The sequence below is a fragment of the Atribacteraceae bacterium genome (assembly GCA_035477455.1).
Taxonomy (GTDB): Bacteria; Atribacterota; Atribacteria; order Atribacterales; family Atribacteraceae; genus DATIKP01.
In genome coordinates, this window is the sequence record DATIKP010000136.1 from 22,564 (window position 1) to 39,632 (window position 17,069).

Annotated in this window: 13 protein-coding genes; 5 read left to right on the forward strand and 8 right to left on the reverse strand. The window is 50.3% G+C overall.

Going from position 1 to position 17,069, the window contains the following annotated elements:
- Positions 1-22: 22 nt before the first annotated feature.
- Genes VLH40_08260 through VLH40_08270 form a run of 3 tightly spaced genes read left to right on the forward strand, consistent with a single transcriptional unit; the run spans position 23 to position 2,342 of the window.
- A complete protein-coding gene (locus VLH40_08260; protein HSV31995.1) occupies positions 23-1,396 on the forward strand; it encodes a hypothetical protein in 1,374 nt (457 codons plus the stop codon).
- Positions 1,393-1,809 carry a hypothetical protein gene (locus VLH40_08265; GenBank protein HSV31996.1) on the forward strand — a complete coding sequence of 139 codons (417 nt, stop codon included), beginning with the start codon at positions 1,393-1,395 and terminating at the stop codon, positions 1,807-1,809. Before VLH40_08260 ends, VLH40_08265 begins: the two co-directional genes overlap by 4 nt.
- 8 nt (positions 1,810-1,817) lie before the next feature.
- Positions 1,818-2,342: a prepilin-type N-terminal cleavage/methylation domain-containing protein gene (locus VLH40_08270; GenBank protein ID HSV31997.1), complete on the forward strand. Its 525-nt coding sequence runs from the start codon at positions 1,818-1,820 to the stop codon at positions 2,340-2,342.
- A gap of 269 nt (positions 2,343-2,611) precedes the next feature.
- Here the strand turns inward: VLH40_08270 and VLH40_08275 are convergent, their stop codons facing one another.
- The 7 genes from VLH40_08275 to VLH40_08305 form a co-directional block, all read right to left on the reverse strand.
- On the reverse strand, positions 2,612-3,631 hold the full coding sequence (locus VLH40_08275; GenBank protein ID HSV31998.1) for a LacI family DNA-binding transcriptional regulator: 1,020 nt from the start codon (positions 3,629-3,631) through the stop codon (positions 2,612-2,614).
- A gap of 153 nt (positions 3,632-3,784) precedes the next feature.
- On the reverse strand, positions 3,785-4,837 hold the full coding sequence (locus VLH40_08280) for an alcohol dehydrogenase catalytic domain-containing protein (GenBank protein HSV31999.1): 1,053 nt from the start codon (positions 4,835-4,837) through the stop codon (positions 3,785-3,787).
- 31 nt (positions 4,838-4,868) lie between these two features.
- Positions 4,869-6,083 carry an alanine racemase gene (locus VLH40_08285; GenBank protein ID HSV32000.1) on the reverse strand — a complete coding sequence of 405 codons (1,215 nt, stop codon included), beginning with the start codon at positions 6,081-6,083 and terminating at the stop codon, positions 4,869-4,871.
- A gap of 58 nt (positions 6,084-6,141) precedes the next feature.
- Positions 6,142-7,095 carry an ABC transporter permease gene (locus VLH40_08290; protein ID HSV32001.1) on the reverse strand — a complete coding sequence of 318 codons (954 nt, stop codon included), beginning with the start codon at positions 7,093-7,095 and terminating at the stop codon, positions 6,142-6,144.
- 27 nt (positions 7,096-7,122) lie between these two features.
- Positions 7,123-7,899, reverse strand: a complete 777-nt coding sequence (locus VLH40_08295) for an ATP-binding cassette domain-containing protein (protein HSV32002.1) — start codon at positions 7,897-7,899, stop codon at positions 7,123-7,125.
- A gap of 242 nt (positions 7,900-8,141) precedes the next feature.
- On the reverse strand, positions 8,142-9,341 hold the full coding sequence (locus tag VLH40_08300) for a substrate-binding domain-containing protein (protein HSV32003.1): 1,200 nt from the start codon (positions 9,339-9,341) through the stop codon (positions 8,142-8,144).
- Between the two features lie 258 nt (positions 9,342-9,599).
- Positions 9,600-10,421, reverse strand: a complete 822-nt coding sequence (locus tag VLH40_08305) for a sugar phosphate isomerase/epimerase family protein (protein HSV32004.1) — start codon at positions 10,419-10,421, stop codon at positions 9,600-9,602.
- Between the two features lie 505 nt (positions 10,422-10,926).
- On the opposite strand from VLH40_08305, the gene VLH40_08310 reads away from it, so the two are divergent.
- A complete protein-coding gene (locus VLH40_08310; protein HSV32005.1) occupies positions 10,927-13,734 on the forward strand; it encodes a PAS domain S-box protein in 2,808 nt (935 codons plus the stop codon).
- A 17-nt stretch (positions 13,735-13,751) separates the two neighbouring features.
- Positions 13,752-14,438, forward strand: a complete 687-nt coding sequence (locus VLH40_08315) for a flavin reductase (GenBank protein HSV32006.1) — start codon at positions 13,752-13,754, stop codon at positions 14,436-14,438.
- A gap of 16 nt (positions 14,439-14,454) precedes the next feature.
- On the opposite strand, the gene VLH40_08320 is transcribed toward VLH40_08315, so the two are convergent.
- On the reverse strand, positions 14,455-16,926 hold the full coding sequence (locus VLH40_08320) for a heavy metal translocating P-type ATPase (GenBank protein HSV32007.1): 2,472 nt from the start codon (positions 16,924-16,926) through the stop codon (positions 14,455-14,457).
- Positions 16,927-17,069 lie beyond the last annotated feature (143 nt).

Sequence of the window (17,069 nt, forward strand, 5' to 3'; positions counted from 1 at the left end):
CCTAAGGCGGGTGGGGGAACCCATGTTAAAAAAGAGCCATATCAGGAAAGGCGAACAGGGGGCTGCCTATATATTCATCATCGTGATGATGGGTGCTCTGGTGGCCTTCCTTGTTCCCGCTTTTTCGACATTCAGTTTAAGTGATCTGCGATCGGCGGAACGGCAGAAATACCGTACCCAAGCCTACTTTGTCGCTCGGGCTGGAGCGGAGGCGTTGTCTCAATTTATCATCAACACTCCTCTCCGGGCTAGCGAGATAATCGATAAGGGGGTTTCTGCTCCAGTCTATTTTGGAGAGGGTCATTTTCAAGTCCAGGCTTTCCGCCAGGAAGAAAACGACCGAACCCGAATTATTGTTCACTCGGAAGGTAACGTCAAGGAAGTCATCCAATCTACAAGGGTGGTTTTGGTAGAACAGGAGCAACCTACCTCACTACCCGGTCCTCTTCCCGAGTTTGACTTGGCCGTCTTTTCCAACAGTAATTTTAATCTCGGGGGCAGTTCCCAGATAGTGGGCTCAGCAGGCACCAACTCAGTTGTGGATAATAGTGTCGTCTTTGGATGGTCCACGCAAGTAGAAGGGAATTTTTACGTTGGGCCAGGTGCCTTGTTTGCTAATGTCATATCTAAACCACGGCATCGGAATATCGGAAATATCATAACTGGATCGCGGGGAAACCTCGCAGCTATTCGTAACTACTCTATGCCTGTATTTCCAGAGTTTCCTGATTTGCCTGGACGAGTTGACTTCGTTACCGACTGGGTTCCGGGAGAAAACTATAGTATCGATCAGGATGGTTCTTATGAGTTAATCCGGGTTACCGGAAACCGAAGGTTAAGAGTCGATGTGGGTGATGGAGACCGAAGGTTAAGAGTCAGAAATTTGGATATTTCGCAAGGCCACATAGAACTTATTGGGAAAGGAAAGTTATTCCTCTATGTCGAAGAGAGTTTCAACCTGGGAGGAGACAGCACGGTCAATCACACCGGGGTGCCAGGTGATGTAATCATGTTTTACCGGGGTTCGGCCAGATTGCGCCCCGCCGGTAATACCAGGTTTGTTGGTTCGATCTTTGCAGAAAAAGCAAATATCGATATTAGGGGTTCGGCGGGCATCACCGGGCATATTATTACCGGAGGCTCGGAGGTGACGGTGACTGGTGATGTAACGGCTAATGTCCGGGTACTTTATGCCCCCCAAGCTACTGTTTCCCTGACTGGCAGCGCAATGGTCAGGGGAGCGATTGTATCGAATATTTTTAACGCTACAGGCGCTGCCAGTGTCATCTACGATCAATCGATTGCAAGCTCGTTCCCGGAATTAGTCGATGAATTGGGTGAAAAAGAAATATCCTATCACGTAGAGATGTGGATGGCCGGAACATTAAGAGAATGAACAAATTTCCTTTATTGACCGATTCAAAACAAGGTAGCGGTTTCGTCCTCCTGGAGGTCGTTATGGCTCTGGCTTTCCTCGGCTTAGCCATGCTAACGATCTCTTCCCTGTTTATCCGGAATTACCGTACCGTTGCCACGGCCGGTGCTATGAGTGAAGTCCTTTTTACGGCACGTAAACAGATGGAAATGGAAATCAGTAACCCCCCTACCGATCCTCCGCCAACCATTTTACCTATTACCTTTGGTCAAGGTGTGAATGAGGTCAGTATCGAGGTCAAGGGTAACCTCCTCACCGTTCAGGAAAGTACGAATATTTATCATCGCAGAAAAGATACCGGAGGCGCTGGTAGCACTGAGGGGTTTCCCACGCGGGAAATCAAATTGAAAACCTTTATTTATTCCGGTCCATAGGAGTAGGTATGAAGATCTTGTCCCGGGGGAAATCGGCCAGCGATTATGGTTTTACGCTCATCGAATTGTTGCTTGCCCTCACTCTTCTCGTCTTTTTCTTGGGGGGCGCTTTTGCTTTCAACCTGTTCGGATTGCGCACCTTCGCCGCCGGTGAAATGCAGACTGACGTTCATCAGGTTCTACGCCGAACAGCGGAAAGGATCACCAATGAATTACGCTATGCCACTCATATCGAACTACATAGTCAAGTTGCCACCGTACCTGATGGTTATCTCATTATTGATAGCTCTTCGCTGGCTAACCATTCCAACAACTTGAGCTTCTCGTTTGTATTTCCCCCCGGCGAAAACCAAGTTATGGAATTTACCATCAAAGCCGAAAACATTTCTACCGCAGCAAGAATACAAACCAGAGTTTACGAAATCTCGTCTTCCGTTTTTCTAAACAACAACCCGGCAGTAGTAAAACACAATTGTAACGGAGCCCTGGGCCCCTGCACCGTCGTTGGCTATTTACTTCCTCCAACACTGTAAATAAAACTGATTCTACTGCAATAAGTAATTTTGCTGCAAAAGAACGAAGGAAGCCTGGGACTAAGCTGCCTAAATCAGCCGCCGAAATCACCGCATTTTCGCAGCAAAAAGGCCAAGGATGGCCTTTTCAGTAGCACTGTAACCAGACGTGGTCATTGATGCGTGCCAGAAAATGCCAGATGAGGCGGGGCTAAGGGCAACGGGGCCTTGCTGAAATGAGTTTTTGCAGCAAAATCAAAATTGTGATCGGTGATCATCGTTCTCTTCTTTCAGGTTGTGTTTCTGAGCACCAAATTTGGCTTGCTAATTCTCACTTTGTTTTCATCCGACATTTTGCCGTTTTTTCTCGTATATTCTATATGGTCAAATAGTATGCTGGTAGCCATTTTCCCCATGTTTATTTTCTCAAAGCTCACAGTCGTTAGTCCAACGATTTTTGACAATCTCGTGTTATCACAACCAACGACCGCCATCTCTTGCGGTATCTTGATGCCCAATTCCTGTATCGCCTCGATAACTCCAAAGGCGACAAAATCCGAATAAGCAAAAATAGCCGTAACGTCCTTTGTCATATTTAAAAGGTCCAACGTTGCCTTTTTTCCTTCCTCAAGCATGCTATTTGTGTAAAAAATAAGAGTGGGATCGACCGGAATGCCACTGCGTTCCAGGGCTTTATTGTAGCCTTCCAGTCGATCCTCGGTACATGAAGTCCCTGGTGAACCGGCTATATGGGCAATCTTCTTATGCCCTTTTTTCACTAAGTGTGATGTGGCCATATATCCAGCATGATAGTCATCAAAAATAACTCTGCTGCCTCCGTAGGTTTTAAGGTATCGGGCTAAAAAAGTGATAGGTATACCGGCGCTTTTGATGATGTCAATATTCAGATCGCTTTTTTCGACAGGGATGACAATCATACCGGCAATTCTTTGTTCCATCAACAAGAACATGGCTCTTTTTTCTTCTTCATGATTTTCATGGCTGTTGCAAAAGATAACGCTGTAGTGGTTCTCCCGGCATGCAACCTCTATTCCCTTGAGTGCTTCAGCGTAAAAAGGGTTTTCGATATCGGAAAATATTACTCCGATAACGTTTGAATATCGCCTTTTCAGGCTTGAGGCAAGGGAGTTCTTTGAATATGAACAAGTGTTTAAATAGGAAACTATTGCCTTCCGCGCTTTTAGACTGACCTTCCCTTTATTGTTGATTACTCTCCATACCGTCGTCCGGGAAACACCGGTCATGCTGGCTATTTGTTCCATGGTTAAATGATTAGTCGGTATATTCATAGCGAACTCCATGCTTGGAATGTTTCGAAAACGATAGCCAAAAAGGTAACTATGCTACGCTACTTTTATACCTCAGAATTATAGCCGGAGACAATAGCTTTCCCGGTATTTTTTACCTATACCGTTTTCCTGTATGGCTGAGTTCGTTCTTTATTAATCGTTTGGAGTAAACACCACCTTGAGCGTTTTGCTGGCGTCAAAGAGTTGGAAAGCCTCACCGACAGCTTTTTCCTCCAGTGGGTAACGGTGAGACACGATGCCTTCGGCCAGATCGTTGCCTACCTTGTCCACGATAAAACTTGCGATATCTTCCCATTCTGCCAAATTAAAATACCAGGACCCGACGTAGCTCAGTTTCTTCCGAATGAGTTGTTCGCTGGGGTTGATGGCAATCATTCGTTGGCCAGGTTCACCAATCTGGGAAACAATACCATGTCGGCGAGTTATGTCCAAAAGGTTGTTAATGGCCTTTTCCGACGCAGAGCAATCAACACTCTTATCTACCCCCCCCGGAAAGGTATTTTTGACAAACTCAAGCGGGTCAGTCGTGTTTGGGTTGAGAGTGTATTGTGCCCCTAACTCTTTCGCCTTAGCCAACCTCTCTTCAACGGGATCAATCGCCAATACTGTTGCGCCCATTCCCACCGCCGATAAGACACCGCTCAGTCCCATAGGACCTAAGCCAGCGATGGCGACAACGTCGTCTCCGCAAACATTCATCGCCTTCATTGTTGAGTAGAGATTGCCGATCGCATCGGTAGCCACAGCTCCGGTGACAAAGCTCATTCTTTCAGGCATGAGTAGACAAGACCGCTCGGCGATGAGGATGTAGTCTGCGTCACCACCGTGCATGGTAAAACCCAATACTTCCATATCTTTTACACAGAGATTTGGCTCTCCCCCTCTACAGTAGCGGCAATAACCACACCCCACGAAAGCGATCATGGCCACCCTGTCACCCTCTTTCAGGTTTTTAACGCAAGGTCCCACTTTGGACACGACCCCACACGGTTCGTGTCCAACAATAAATGTCCCCGGCGGATATCCCGGGATCAACGGGTTTCCGTGATAGATGCTCAAATCGCTTGCACACAGCGCTGAGGCTTTGACCTGAACAAGCACCTCGTCTGCCTTGGGATCGGGAATATCCCATTCCTTGATGTGCGCTTCTTTATTGCCTGGTAGATAAATGCCTGTTATCTTCATGTAAACCCTCCTTTTTTATAGAATGTCAATCCTAAGGTAATAAATTACCCATTCGATCATACGCGCCCGATAACCTCGGCACACCGTTATGTATCCCCTCTATGACCGCGATATTCGCCCGCGAGGCAAAAACCTGGTTTCGAAAACCGTATATCACGGTGTTTCCCACTGCCACTTTATCCCCTTGTCCTAAAACAAGAGATCCGTAATAATCAATAAAACCGGCTGGTTCAGCAAGAATTTGTTGGTGAAGAATGGTATCCGGATCATCGCCCACGAGAGCATACATATAGTGACGGTGATACATGGGTGTCCAAAAACCAAGAGGAGCGTCTGCTCCCATGAGACCCCCACCGTAGGCGTATGCTTTACTTCCGAATATATGAGATACCTCACTGACATAGACCCAGGCCGGTAATTCAGGTAAGTCATCAAAGGCATGCCCTGGTGTTGTCCCGGTAAATCCATGGCCGGGTTCCCCATGGGTTGCGCCCATGTCCGCCAATGTCTGGAATAAAGTCGTGGAAGTATCTCCTGGTGTATTGATCTGCTCAATATTTAGATTGAACTCATTACGCAATCGAGATGCAACCCGTTGCAGGGTGGATAGATTCGGGGTCGGTTCGTCTTTCCTGGATTGAATATTAAAGCGAAAGCAGGGAAAAGAAGTCAAGCCAACCACATGAACGTTTTTCAGGTTGGCAAGAGTGCGCGTTGTTTCCGAAATGTCTGATTCCAATATTCCTCCTTCCTGGAAGGGATAGAAAAAATCCCCCTGGCCAACAACCCGAACCAGTATTTTCTGAGTAACACCCAACCTCCGGGCTTCTTGGTCTATCTCTTGAGCCTTCGCTATACTGAAAACAGTGATGATTTCTGGTTTAACCTCACGGAGGATATAACCTATTTCATGCTTAGGCACTTGCACGAGGTGACCGACATGCCCAACCGGAATGTCGTTCCGATGTAAGCATCGCGCATCTTCCATGTCCACTGCAACGGCACTTTTAAAACCCGCCTTCATTATTGCTCGACAGACCAAAGGGTTACGACCGAACTGTTTGGTCATGAAATAGTTTTCCAGACCAAGCCGGTCGGCCTCTTTCTTCATGAGCCGGGCATTATCGGTGAGCGTGTCCAAATCGATGACCGTCGTATTCGCCTTGATCAAACCCAATTGGTGAAATTCAGCCGCGATCTGAATAAGTTTAGGATTCCGCCGAATATGTAGCGCAAGAAAGTCCACAACCCACCTCCTCACTTCGTAAGCAAATCTACCCCCCACAAGAGGAGATGTGGCTTCCTCAACTCCCCTGTCCTCGTGACTGAAAAGCCCTCACAGACAAGGCCGCAAGCAGAATGAGACCCATAAATATGTCTCTATAGGCCGGTTCCAACCCCAATAGGGTTACCCCGTTGGTTATGACTACCAGGACAAAGCAAGCCAAGGTAGTCCGGTATACCGAACCGGTGCCTCCGGTCAGCAATGCCCCTCCCAGTATCGGTGCCGCTATGGCGGGCATGAAATACCCTTGGCCCATGAAAGGTCTGGCAGAGAGAGCCCGGCCGGCCAAGATCAATCCGGCAAGCCCGGCCAAGATACTACACAGACAAAAAAGTATTAATTTAACTCTTTTGGTTGGGATGCCCAGCAGTCGGGCGGCCCGCTCGTTCCCTCCCGTAGCGTAAATCCACCGTCCAAACTTGGTCATGCTGGCCGTGATCGCCGCAACCGCCACCACCAGGATCATCCAATACGCTGAAGAAGATACCCCTCCCAGCAGGCGGCCATAAAATAGCTGGGGCAGCAAACTATCCTGGAGTAAGACAGCCCGGTAATTACAGATGATCAAGACCAGTCCCTGCACCCCCGACATCGTAGCGAGAGTGACCAGGAATGAGGGAATGCCAATTCTGGTTACAAATAACCCGTTGACCAGGCCCACCCCCCAGGTGGCCAGTAAACTAAAAAAAATCAAATAAAAGGGGTTCGCGGGACTGCTGACCGCGGCAACGGCGGCCGCCAGTTCCAATACGGAAACAAAGGAAATGTCTATTTCACCGGCGACCAGGAGAAAGTGGACCCCCACGGCGATAATGGTCAGGATGGCCATGGTTTCGACCAGAACCCGGAAATTGGAGGTGGTGAGAAAATGAGGAGTCAAATAATTAAAAAGAATGATTAAACCTATGGTCGCTATAAATAAAACCAGGGTATCGATATGAAAAATCGCCTGTTTGATCGAACGCTTGTCCAATGGATGCCTGCCCCCTCTCCCTGCCTCCTACATATAGGTAATGAGTTCATCCCGATCAATGCCTTGCCCCACTTTGGTTTCAAAAGTAACCTCTCCGTGCTTGATGACGATGATCCGGTCACACAGCCTGAGGGTGTCATCCAGATCGTGGGTCACGAAGATCATAGGATAGTTATGCTTGGAACGCCTCAAAATTTCAAAAAAGACATCGATCGCCTTTTCCGATAGGGCTGAAGTCGGTTCGTCCAAAAGAATAAGCTTTGGTTTGAAATGCATCGCTCTGGTTATGGCCACCGCTTGTCGCTGTCCCCCGGAAAAGTTTGAAATCAGTTCTCTCACGTCAAGGTCAAACCCCAATTCCTTCAGAGATACCCTGCTTTCTTCCCACATTTTCCGATAATCGACAAATCTAAAAAGGCCTCCCCACACCGGCCGGACCGGTTCCTGGCCCAAGAAGAAGTTTTCGGCCATGGTGAGCTGTTCTACCGAAGTCGATTCCTGGTAAACACAAGCAACTCCGGCTTCGGTAGCCTCACGGGGGCTTTCAAAGATTACTTCACGACCCTCTAAGTAGATCTTCCCACTGGAAGGCTTCACGGCCCCCCTGATGATTTTTATCAGAGTGGATTTTCCCGCCCCATTGTCCCCCGCTATACCCAATATTTCCTTTTTTCTCAATTGAAAAGAAATATCATTCAAGGCCCGAACACGGCCATAACTTTTTGCCACATGAGAGCATTCAAGCATGACTGCCCCTTGAGAAGTCTCTTCCGCCGCAGGTTCATCTACCCTGTGAGTTGCCACGCCGTTCACCACCTCTTATTTGGCAATTCGTTCGAGCAACAATTATTTTTCCCCTTCGGAAAAAACAACACAAAAAAACTCTCTGAAGGTTTTCATATTTGCCTCGCTGAGCAGAAAGGTCTCAACTCTCCACCCAAAAACAACCTTGAGGGGTTTATAGATCAGGATCCGATATTATGACTATTTTACGAATGAGTATTAATGAAGGGGGATGGATCCATCCCCCTTCACCGTCATTTACATTATTTGTCTAAAAGATCAAAAACGTCCTGGGGAAGTTCGCCCGAAGCGCCACGCGTCGCTTTTTCGAATCCATCAACGACATTCGCCCGGACTATAGGGTAGACATTGCTGACAAAATACCCATTGCGTACCTCATCTGCCCGGCCCAGCAACCATTTTACAGCCGCTCGAATGGAGTTTTCACCCATTTCTATGCAATCAGCTTCTCCGGCTCCGATAATCGGATGATCTGGATCAGCAATGAACCGGGCACCGGTAATTCCCCCTAGATCTGGTGCAGCGACAATAACCTCGTCTTGCCTCCCCACCGCAATAACCGCTTCTGCCGCACCAGTTGCCGGACCCATCATCCAGGTTGCCCAGATAGCGTCTATCTCTGGATTCGCCCCTAGCATTCCTACCGCCAAATCATAGCTTTGGGCCGGATCAGTGAATCCCGCTTCGGCCACCACTTGAATACCCGGGTATTTTGCAAAGGTTTCCAGGGCCCCCCGTAGACGCATAACATTTGTCCATTGCTCGAGCGCAAAGTATATAATTCCCACCTGACCCTCATAATTCATCGCGTATGCAAGAATTTCCGCCGCGGCCATCCCCTGGCCATACCCATCGGCATCTACTAAACCAATGTAATTATCTTCCCCAAACAATCCACTCGGGGTGGTCCAGTTATGTACTTGCGGCACTCCAGCTTCTCCAAGGGCAACAAAAGAAGGGCCCAAAGTTACAGCTTCCCAAGCCTGGGCGACAACAAAACTTATGGCCTCGGCCTTTCCACTCAAAACAGCGACCTGGTCCATCTGTTCGGAAATAGAAGCAGAACCCATAAAAGCTATCGGTTCTTTGCCCAACTCGGCCAATACTTTGTCCATTCCGAATTTATTCAATATTTCTGTTTCGTCGAGACTTGCCGCTATAAAAAAGTACTCGCCAAACTCCAACTGCCTTGCTTCTTCAATCTCTTCCGGGGTCAATTTCAGGACCTCAGCGCCCATTACGGTCTCACCGTTAGGACCATGTGGTGTAAAAATAGTGGTGGCCAGCTTTTCCTCCAATTCGGTGATCCATTCCAGAGGTATCTCCCGAAACTTCCCTTCATGAGATGCTCCCCAGGCGAATGTGACAAAGAAACCCACAGTTAAAACCACAAAAACCAGCGCTATCCCGATCGCTTGGAAAAAAGACTTACTGTTTTTCATTTAGAAAACCCCTTTCTTTTAGAGTTTGAGAATACACCACTCCTGTCAATCGATTTACCTCTCCAATCATCCCCCCTCTCTAAGGATATTTACTCAACTTTCGCACATCACAATCATGAGTTTTTCCCTCAATCATGAGGACACAAGCCTTCAGAACACTGATATTGAATTCTCCATGAAACACTCAGGCATATAAAATACTGCGGAGAGGATCTGGGCGAACAATTCTCACGTCAAGCGCAAGGCCCCCATGAATCACTATCCTTTGATAAAAAGCTTATCTAAATATTGTCTGCTCTTCTGGGCCGAGGCCTGGGGATCACCCGGATACCCATCGGTCTCGACGGTAATCCATCCGTCATAACCGATTTCCTGGAGCGCTTGAACTATTGGAAAGAAGTCGAGTTGACCTTCTCCCAACGGGACAAAGCCAAAAGGGTTGGCAAGGTAGTCTTTCAAGTGCACATATTTGATGCGGTCGGCATAAGTCTGGATGATGGTTCGGTTATCCGAGCCACCGGCGGCCAGATGGGCGGTATCCGGACACAGATTGATCCGGGTGCATTTCATGGCATTTACGACTTGGTCGGCTAACTCAACACAGGTTCCAAGGTGGGGATGAAAACTCGGGATCAAACCGTATCCTCCGGCAACCTCGCCAACCCTGTCGAGTCCTTGACCGAGCAAGACATAATCATGGTCAGTATTGCCATTCACTCGTTTCGCCCCTCCTCCGACCACCAGGTGTTCGGCTCCAAGTTCTGCCGCCATCTTAGCAGCCCGCTCGATCCGCCAAAGCTCCTCATCGAGGATCTCCGGAAAAATAAAATTTGCCCCAGAGTAAACGGCAATTAAGGCGATCCGAAGTTCGGCAAGGAGATTTTTTAGCGCATGCGCTCCACCGGGAAATTCAAGAAGATTTCCATCAAAGAGCTCGACGCCTGAGTAGCCGGCTGAAGCGACTTCCCGAATGGCCAACTCGGTGTCGCCGTTTGCCACATAAAAAAGATCCTTAATGCTGGTAACACCAACGGGATGCCCAACCACTCCGCGAGAATTGGTTGCGTGACCAAACTTCATTTTATTCCCTCCAATCCCTTCTCTCATTTTATGGCTTTCCAACCCAGACTCCCATGATTGTTCCACATCCATCAGGATGTTGATCCCTCCAGGGATAGCAGCCGCCAGCTCATTGAGTTTGGTCCTCTCAGCCACTCCCCGGACGGACAGTATAGGACCTTGCGTACTTAAGGCAAGAAGAACGGTAAGAACAGCAAGTATACCGGTTATGACGGGGGCCGCGTGTTTACACTATTAATCTTCCCCATGTTAGTGTGAACGATCACACTTGTCAAGCCCCCCAATTAACTGGGCCAAAGACACTACCATCCTTGGTTCTCGGTGGGTCATTGTCTCCTAAACCTTGATTAATGAATTATCAGAGGTTATTGCCATTGTGCTTAGTAAATTGACGATAGATTCTCGCTCCCCGCTTGGCCCCTATGATAGAATGTCGAAAGAATTATTCGTCGCCGGAAGCAATGATCCCTGTATGCCTAAATATCTTTCGTAAAAGGGTTATCCGATGAAAAACCGCCTTCTTGCTTATCTCACGGTGATACTACCGGCAGCCGTGTTCTGGGTAGTCGACGCCTTGGTTGGATCGTTGTTTTTCGTCCCTGGCGCCTTGGTCGAACGCCTCTTTCTTCAGATTCCGCCTGAAGCCATTTTCACCCGGTTGCTGGGTCTGTCTGGCATCGTTTTGATAAGTTTTTTTCTTACTCGGTCGTTCATGCACCAGCGGGATCTCCGGGAGAAATTACGGAAAAACGAAGAGGGAAAAACGACTCTTTTGGACAGCCTGGACGAGAAGGTCATTTATTTGGATAAAGATCAGCACATTCTGTGGATGAACCGAGCCGCCCGGGAACATGCTTCCGGCCTTCTGCCCGGTGACCGCCTGGGACAATGTCATGAATTTTGGCCTCGTCACCAGGAACCCTGTCTCCCCTGTCCGGCTCGGCGGGTTTTTGAAAGCGGCCAACCTCAGACAGACGTAGTGACCACACCGGACGGGAAAATTTGGTCGGTGAGTGGATTTCCTATACTCAAGGAAAAAGGAATCCTGTCCGGTGTCCTGGAAATCTTCACCGAGATCGCCCGGAACAAACAGATGGAAGAGAAACACTTTCTCTCCGAACACCGGTATCGGACCCTGTTCGAAACCATGCCCCTAGGTGTGGTTTGCCAGGACCCCGACGGCCGGTTTATCGCTACTAACCCAGCCGCAGAAAGCATCCTCGGATTGACCCTGGATCAAATGGAAGACCTGAACACCCTAGAGAAATTCTGGAAAGCGGTTCAAGAAAACGGTGCGGAATTCCCCGTTGATGGACACCCATCCACGCAGGCCTTAAGAACCGGCAAGCCGATAAAATACTTCCTCATGGGAGCCAACGGTCATTTGGAAGACCGACGCCGCTGGCTTTTCGCCATTGCCGTCTCACAGTCACTGCCAAACGGGGATAAATCCAGCCAGATCTTCACGATCTTTCACGACCTGACCGAAATCCGGGAGAGAGAAGAACAAATCCGGAAAAGTGAAGAGCGGTTCCGCTCACTGATCCAGAATGCAAATGACTTGATTTTTGCACTTGACGGCAAAGGATTCACTCTGTCGGTCAGTCCCGCCGCGCAAAGAATCCTGGGGTTTCTCCCCGAAGAATTGACCGGGATTTCCTTTTTTTCTCTGCTCCACCCGGAAGATGCTCCGTTATTCAGGGAAGTGTTTTTCCAAAAAATCCGGCTACCTCGGGCGATTTCATCCCTGCCGCCTTACCGCTTCCGCCGGAAAGACGGTGCCTGGGTTTTTCTCGAGACCTTGGTGAATAACCTCCTGACTGAACCCTCTGTCCAGGGAGTCGTGCTCAATTCCCGCGACGTTTCCGACCGGAAGTCCATGGAAGAAGTCTTGCGAAAATCGGAACGGGACAAGGAAACGATCCTGAGCGGCATGTCGGAACTACTTTCGTTCCAGGATCGCGAATTGACCGTCCAGTGGGTGAACCGGGCGACAAGTGAAACCTTGGGCATTCCCGAAAAAGATTTGGTCGGAATGAAATGTTACCGGATGTGGCCCGGCCAGGATGATATCTGTCAGGGCTGTCCGATGATCAAAGCCATCGCCTGCGGTGAAACCTGTGAAGGAGAAGTGACGACCGCCGACGGGAAAACCTGGTATGTCCGGGGAAATCCAGTGTTTGGTGACGATGGCCGGGTTTCCGGAGTGGTGGAATTGCGGCTCGATATCACCGAACGCAAGGAACAAGAGGAAAAGATCCGGTACCTGACCTTCCACGACACCTTGACTGGTCTATATAACCGTCTTTTTTTCGAAGCGGAGCTTTCCCGTCTCGATACCCCCCGTCAACTGCCCATGACGGTGATCATCGGAGATATCAACGGATTGAAGCTGGTCAATGACGCGTTCGGACACGCCGAGGGAGACCGATTGCTTCTGCGGATCTCGGACATCCTCAAACAATCCTGCCGAAGGGAAGACATCCTGGCCCGGTGGGGTGGAGACGAGTTCATCATGCTCCTATCCCAGACCAGCACCACCATCGCCCGGAATATCGTCGAACGAATTCGCGAATCCTGCCGGCATTCGGATCATTTTCCCATCCCGGTCAGTATCGCACTGGGAACGGCAACGAAAAAAACACCGGAAGAATCTATAAAAAAAATCCTGATGCTGGCTGAAGACCGTATGTACAAAAATAAACGGACAGAAAGTCGGAAAACCAGAAAACTCATTTTCAAAGCCTTGGAAAAGACCCTCCGGGAACTCACCCGGGAAAGCGAAGCCTTCGTTCAGCCCCTCCTCTCGATCACACTCGCTCTCGGCCGGACCCTGCAGCTTTCCCAGAAAGAAATGGAAGCATTGGAGTTGCTGGTCTCCTTTCGGAACCTGGGGAAAATCGCCCTTCCACGGGAGACCATGGAAAAGACCACCCCCCTGACCGATAACGAACAGGAAAACCTTCGCAACCATCCGGATATTGGCTATCGTATCGCCCAGTCTATGCCCGAACTCGCTCCCATTGCCGAAGAGATTCTCTCCCACCACGAGTGCTACGACGGAACAGGATACCCGCAAGGACTCAAAGGGGAAGACATTCCCCTGCTTTCCCGTATCATCAAAGTATGCGAAACCTATATCAAACTCCGGTTGGGAATATACAAAGAACCACCGGTGAGCCGGGAGGATGCCCTGGCCGCCATCCAGCAGCGATCGGGCCTTAGCTTTGACCCGTCCATCGTTGACGCTCTTTCCTGGACTCTCGCACAAGGGGATTTTGATCCAGCCGGAGAAAAACGAGAGAGGGAATAACCATGGAGGTGTCTGTCATGAATCTCGATGCGCTCTATACGTTGAACTGTGGTATGTATATCCTCTCTTCGGCCGACAGAGAGAAGAAAAACGGGTTGATCGTGAATGCCTTAGTCCAGGTCACCGCTTTTCCCAACCAGGTCGTCGCCAGCGTGAACAAGGAAAGCCTCACTCACGAATTAATCGACCGGAGTGGCTTCTTCACCGTCTCGGCATTGGAAAAGGAAACGCCTCTTCAGTTGATCGGCGCCTTCGGGTTTTTTTCGGGACGGGATAAGGACAAGTTCGCTTCCGTGCAACATTTCATGGGCAAGACCGGGTTTCCGGTAGTCAGTGAACACACCGTCAGCTATTTGGAGGCGAAGGTCACCGGAAGGTTCGATTCCGGCAGCCACTTCCTTTATCTGGGAGAAATCCTGGAAACTGAATTTCTGAATATCACCCTCGAACCGATGCTTTATACCTATTACCGGGACGTCAAGGGCGGCAAAGTCCCGCGCACTGCCGCCACCTATCGCCCCGAACCGGGAGAAGAAAAACCTGCCGCCCAGCGGTATCGCTGCCTCGTCTGTGGATACATCTATGACGAGCGCTACGGGGATCCGGATTCCGGAATTACCGCCGGTACCGCCTTTGACGATATTCCGGAAGACTGGACCTGCCCGATCTGTGGGGTGGGAAAGGACCAGTTCAGCAAGCTGTAGTTTCGGAATATCCCGGTTACAGTTTCATCTTCTTCAGCCGGAGCGAATTGGTCACAACATTCACAGAGCTCGCGGCCATGGCTATCTCGGCGATCAGGGGATGGAGCATGCCCAGAAAGGCTATGGGCAGGGCTACGGTATTGTAGAAAAAGGCCCAGAAGAGGTTCTGCTTTATTTTCCTGAACATCATCTCTGAAATTCGGAAGGCCTCGACTAATGCCCCAAGCGTCGGCCGGATGAGAACCACGTCTCCCGCTTCCTTGGCAATGTCTGTTCCCGACCCCATGGCGATCCCGACGTTGGCCTGCTTCAGGGCCGGCGCGTCGTTGATGCCGTCACCGACCATGGCGACCACATGTCCCGCCGCCTGGTATTTTTTCACGATTCTCATTTTATCCTGGGGCAGGAGTTCGGCCTCGATTTCATCTACGCCCAGCGCATCCCCGATGATGTGGGCTACTATCTGGTGGTCACCGGTCAACAGCACGGTTCTCCGGCCAGACTTCCGGAGATCGGCGATTCCCTGTCGGCTTTCCGGTTTGACGGTATCGCTGAGGGCGAAAACACCGTAGACCCCCTGTTGGTCAAACACCAGGACCGGGGTCGCCGCTTTTTGCCCGGCATCTTCTAAGGCTTTCCGCAGTGAATCTTCGATGGGAACCCCCATCTCCCCCACCCACAAGTGGCTTCCCGCATAATAGGTACGTTCACCGACGCTGCCCTTGACTCCTTTTCCCGGAACGACCTGAAAATCGCGAACAGGTTGTTCGGTGACTCCTGCGGATCGGGCATATTGAAGAATAGCCCGGCTCAGGGGATGTTCCGAATATTTTTCGAGGGCGTAGGCTATATCCAGGACCTTCTCCCGGGACATTTTACTATCGGTAACCAGCGTGTTCACCTGGGGAGTTCCGCTGGTAATGGTTCCGGTCTTATCCAACAGGACGACATCGACGTCCTTCATGGTCTGCACCGCTTCGCCACTACGGAAAAGAATGCCCCGTTTGGCGGACATGCCGGTTCCCACCATCAACGCAGTGGGAGTGGCCAATCCGAGGGCGCACGGGCAGGCGATCACCAGGGTCGCAATCCCAGCGGTCAAGGCCAGGGAAAGAGGCGATAAATCCAGTTGGATCCAAGGCAGGAACTGTGCTCCCCACTGTAAAACCGGATGAAGCGATGCGTTGAGAAAGTACCAGGTAACAAATGAAAGACCGGCGGTCAGGATGACGAGCGGGGTAAAGATCGAGCTCACCCGGTCGGCGAACGCCTGGATGGGAACTTTGGTTCCCTGCGCGTTTTCGACCATACGAATGATTTGAGACAGGAAACTCTCCTCACCGATCCTATCCACCCGGACTTTGATAAACCCATCCAGGTTGATAGTCGCCCCGGTGACTGGATCGGCCAGTTTTTTCACTACCGGGAGGGGTTCTCCGGAAATCATCGACTCATCGATGGTGGTCGTTCCTTCCAGTATGGTTCCATCCTGCGGGACCTTTTCACCGGGCTTTATATGCATGATATCCCCCGGAACCAGGCCATCAACGTCGATTTCTACAATGTCCCCACCCTTTTCCACCCGGGCTTTTCGAACGCCAAGCTCTAAAAGCCGGGCAATCTCCCGGGTCGCCCGACTGCGGGCTCCCGCCTCGAGGTAACGCCCGGTGAGATGAAAAGCCATAATCATAGCCCCGATGGCGGCATAGTTTTCAATGGCTACACCACCCCACTTGAGTAGTCCTGAAGCATACGAAGCGAGTGTTCCAAAGGCGATGAGGGTGTCCATACCCGTTTGGAGTTTGACCAGTTGGAGAAAGGCCATCCTAAGCGTGGTGTATCCGGCTACGAAAATGACCGGAAAACTGAGAAGGAGTTGCAGGTACATGTGGACTGGGCTATGGTAACCGAGCATATGGATGATCATCACTACCCCGACCGGAGCCGCCAAGCCCCAGGCCAGGACCAGTTTTCTCTGGGCATCCCGGAGTTCCCGGTCGGAATAGGCGTCGCTGTTCCGGGACCGCTCGATCAAGCTCATACCATATCCCAACTTTTCCACCCGCGCAATCAGCTCGTCGGTCCCGACCCTAAAAGAGTCGAAGCGGACATGCGCCCGTCGTTCGGCGAAATTCACCGTCGCCTCGGCAACTCCTTCGATCTTGCGTAAAGCCTTTTCAATCGCCGCCGAACAGGCCGTGCAAGTCATGCCCGAAATATTGAAGTGTACTTCCTTCACCGGCTTTGTTTCTTCCCTGTTGACCGGTGTCCCCTGATAGCCCAAATGGTTTATGATAGCGAGGAGGTCCGGAAGGTCAACCCGTTCCTCGACCAGCAGCCGGGCCGTCTTTAACGGGAAATTCACCGTCGCTTCTTTCACTCCGGGGTGCCGCCCCAGCACTTTTTCGATATTCGCGGCACAACTCCCGCAGGTCATGCCTTCAATCCGCACTGTATATTCACGAATGGTGGTCTTTCCTTCGGTCATGATCGTAACCCTCCCTATGGGGGTATATTTTCTTCATAATACCCCCCTATGGGGGGTCCTGTCAAGCCCTCCTCACCGTTCCTTACTTTCCCGGCTTGGACTCAGGAGCCCCCCCCTGCCCAGAAAATCTCCAAAAATGACCT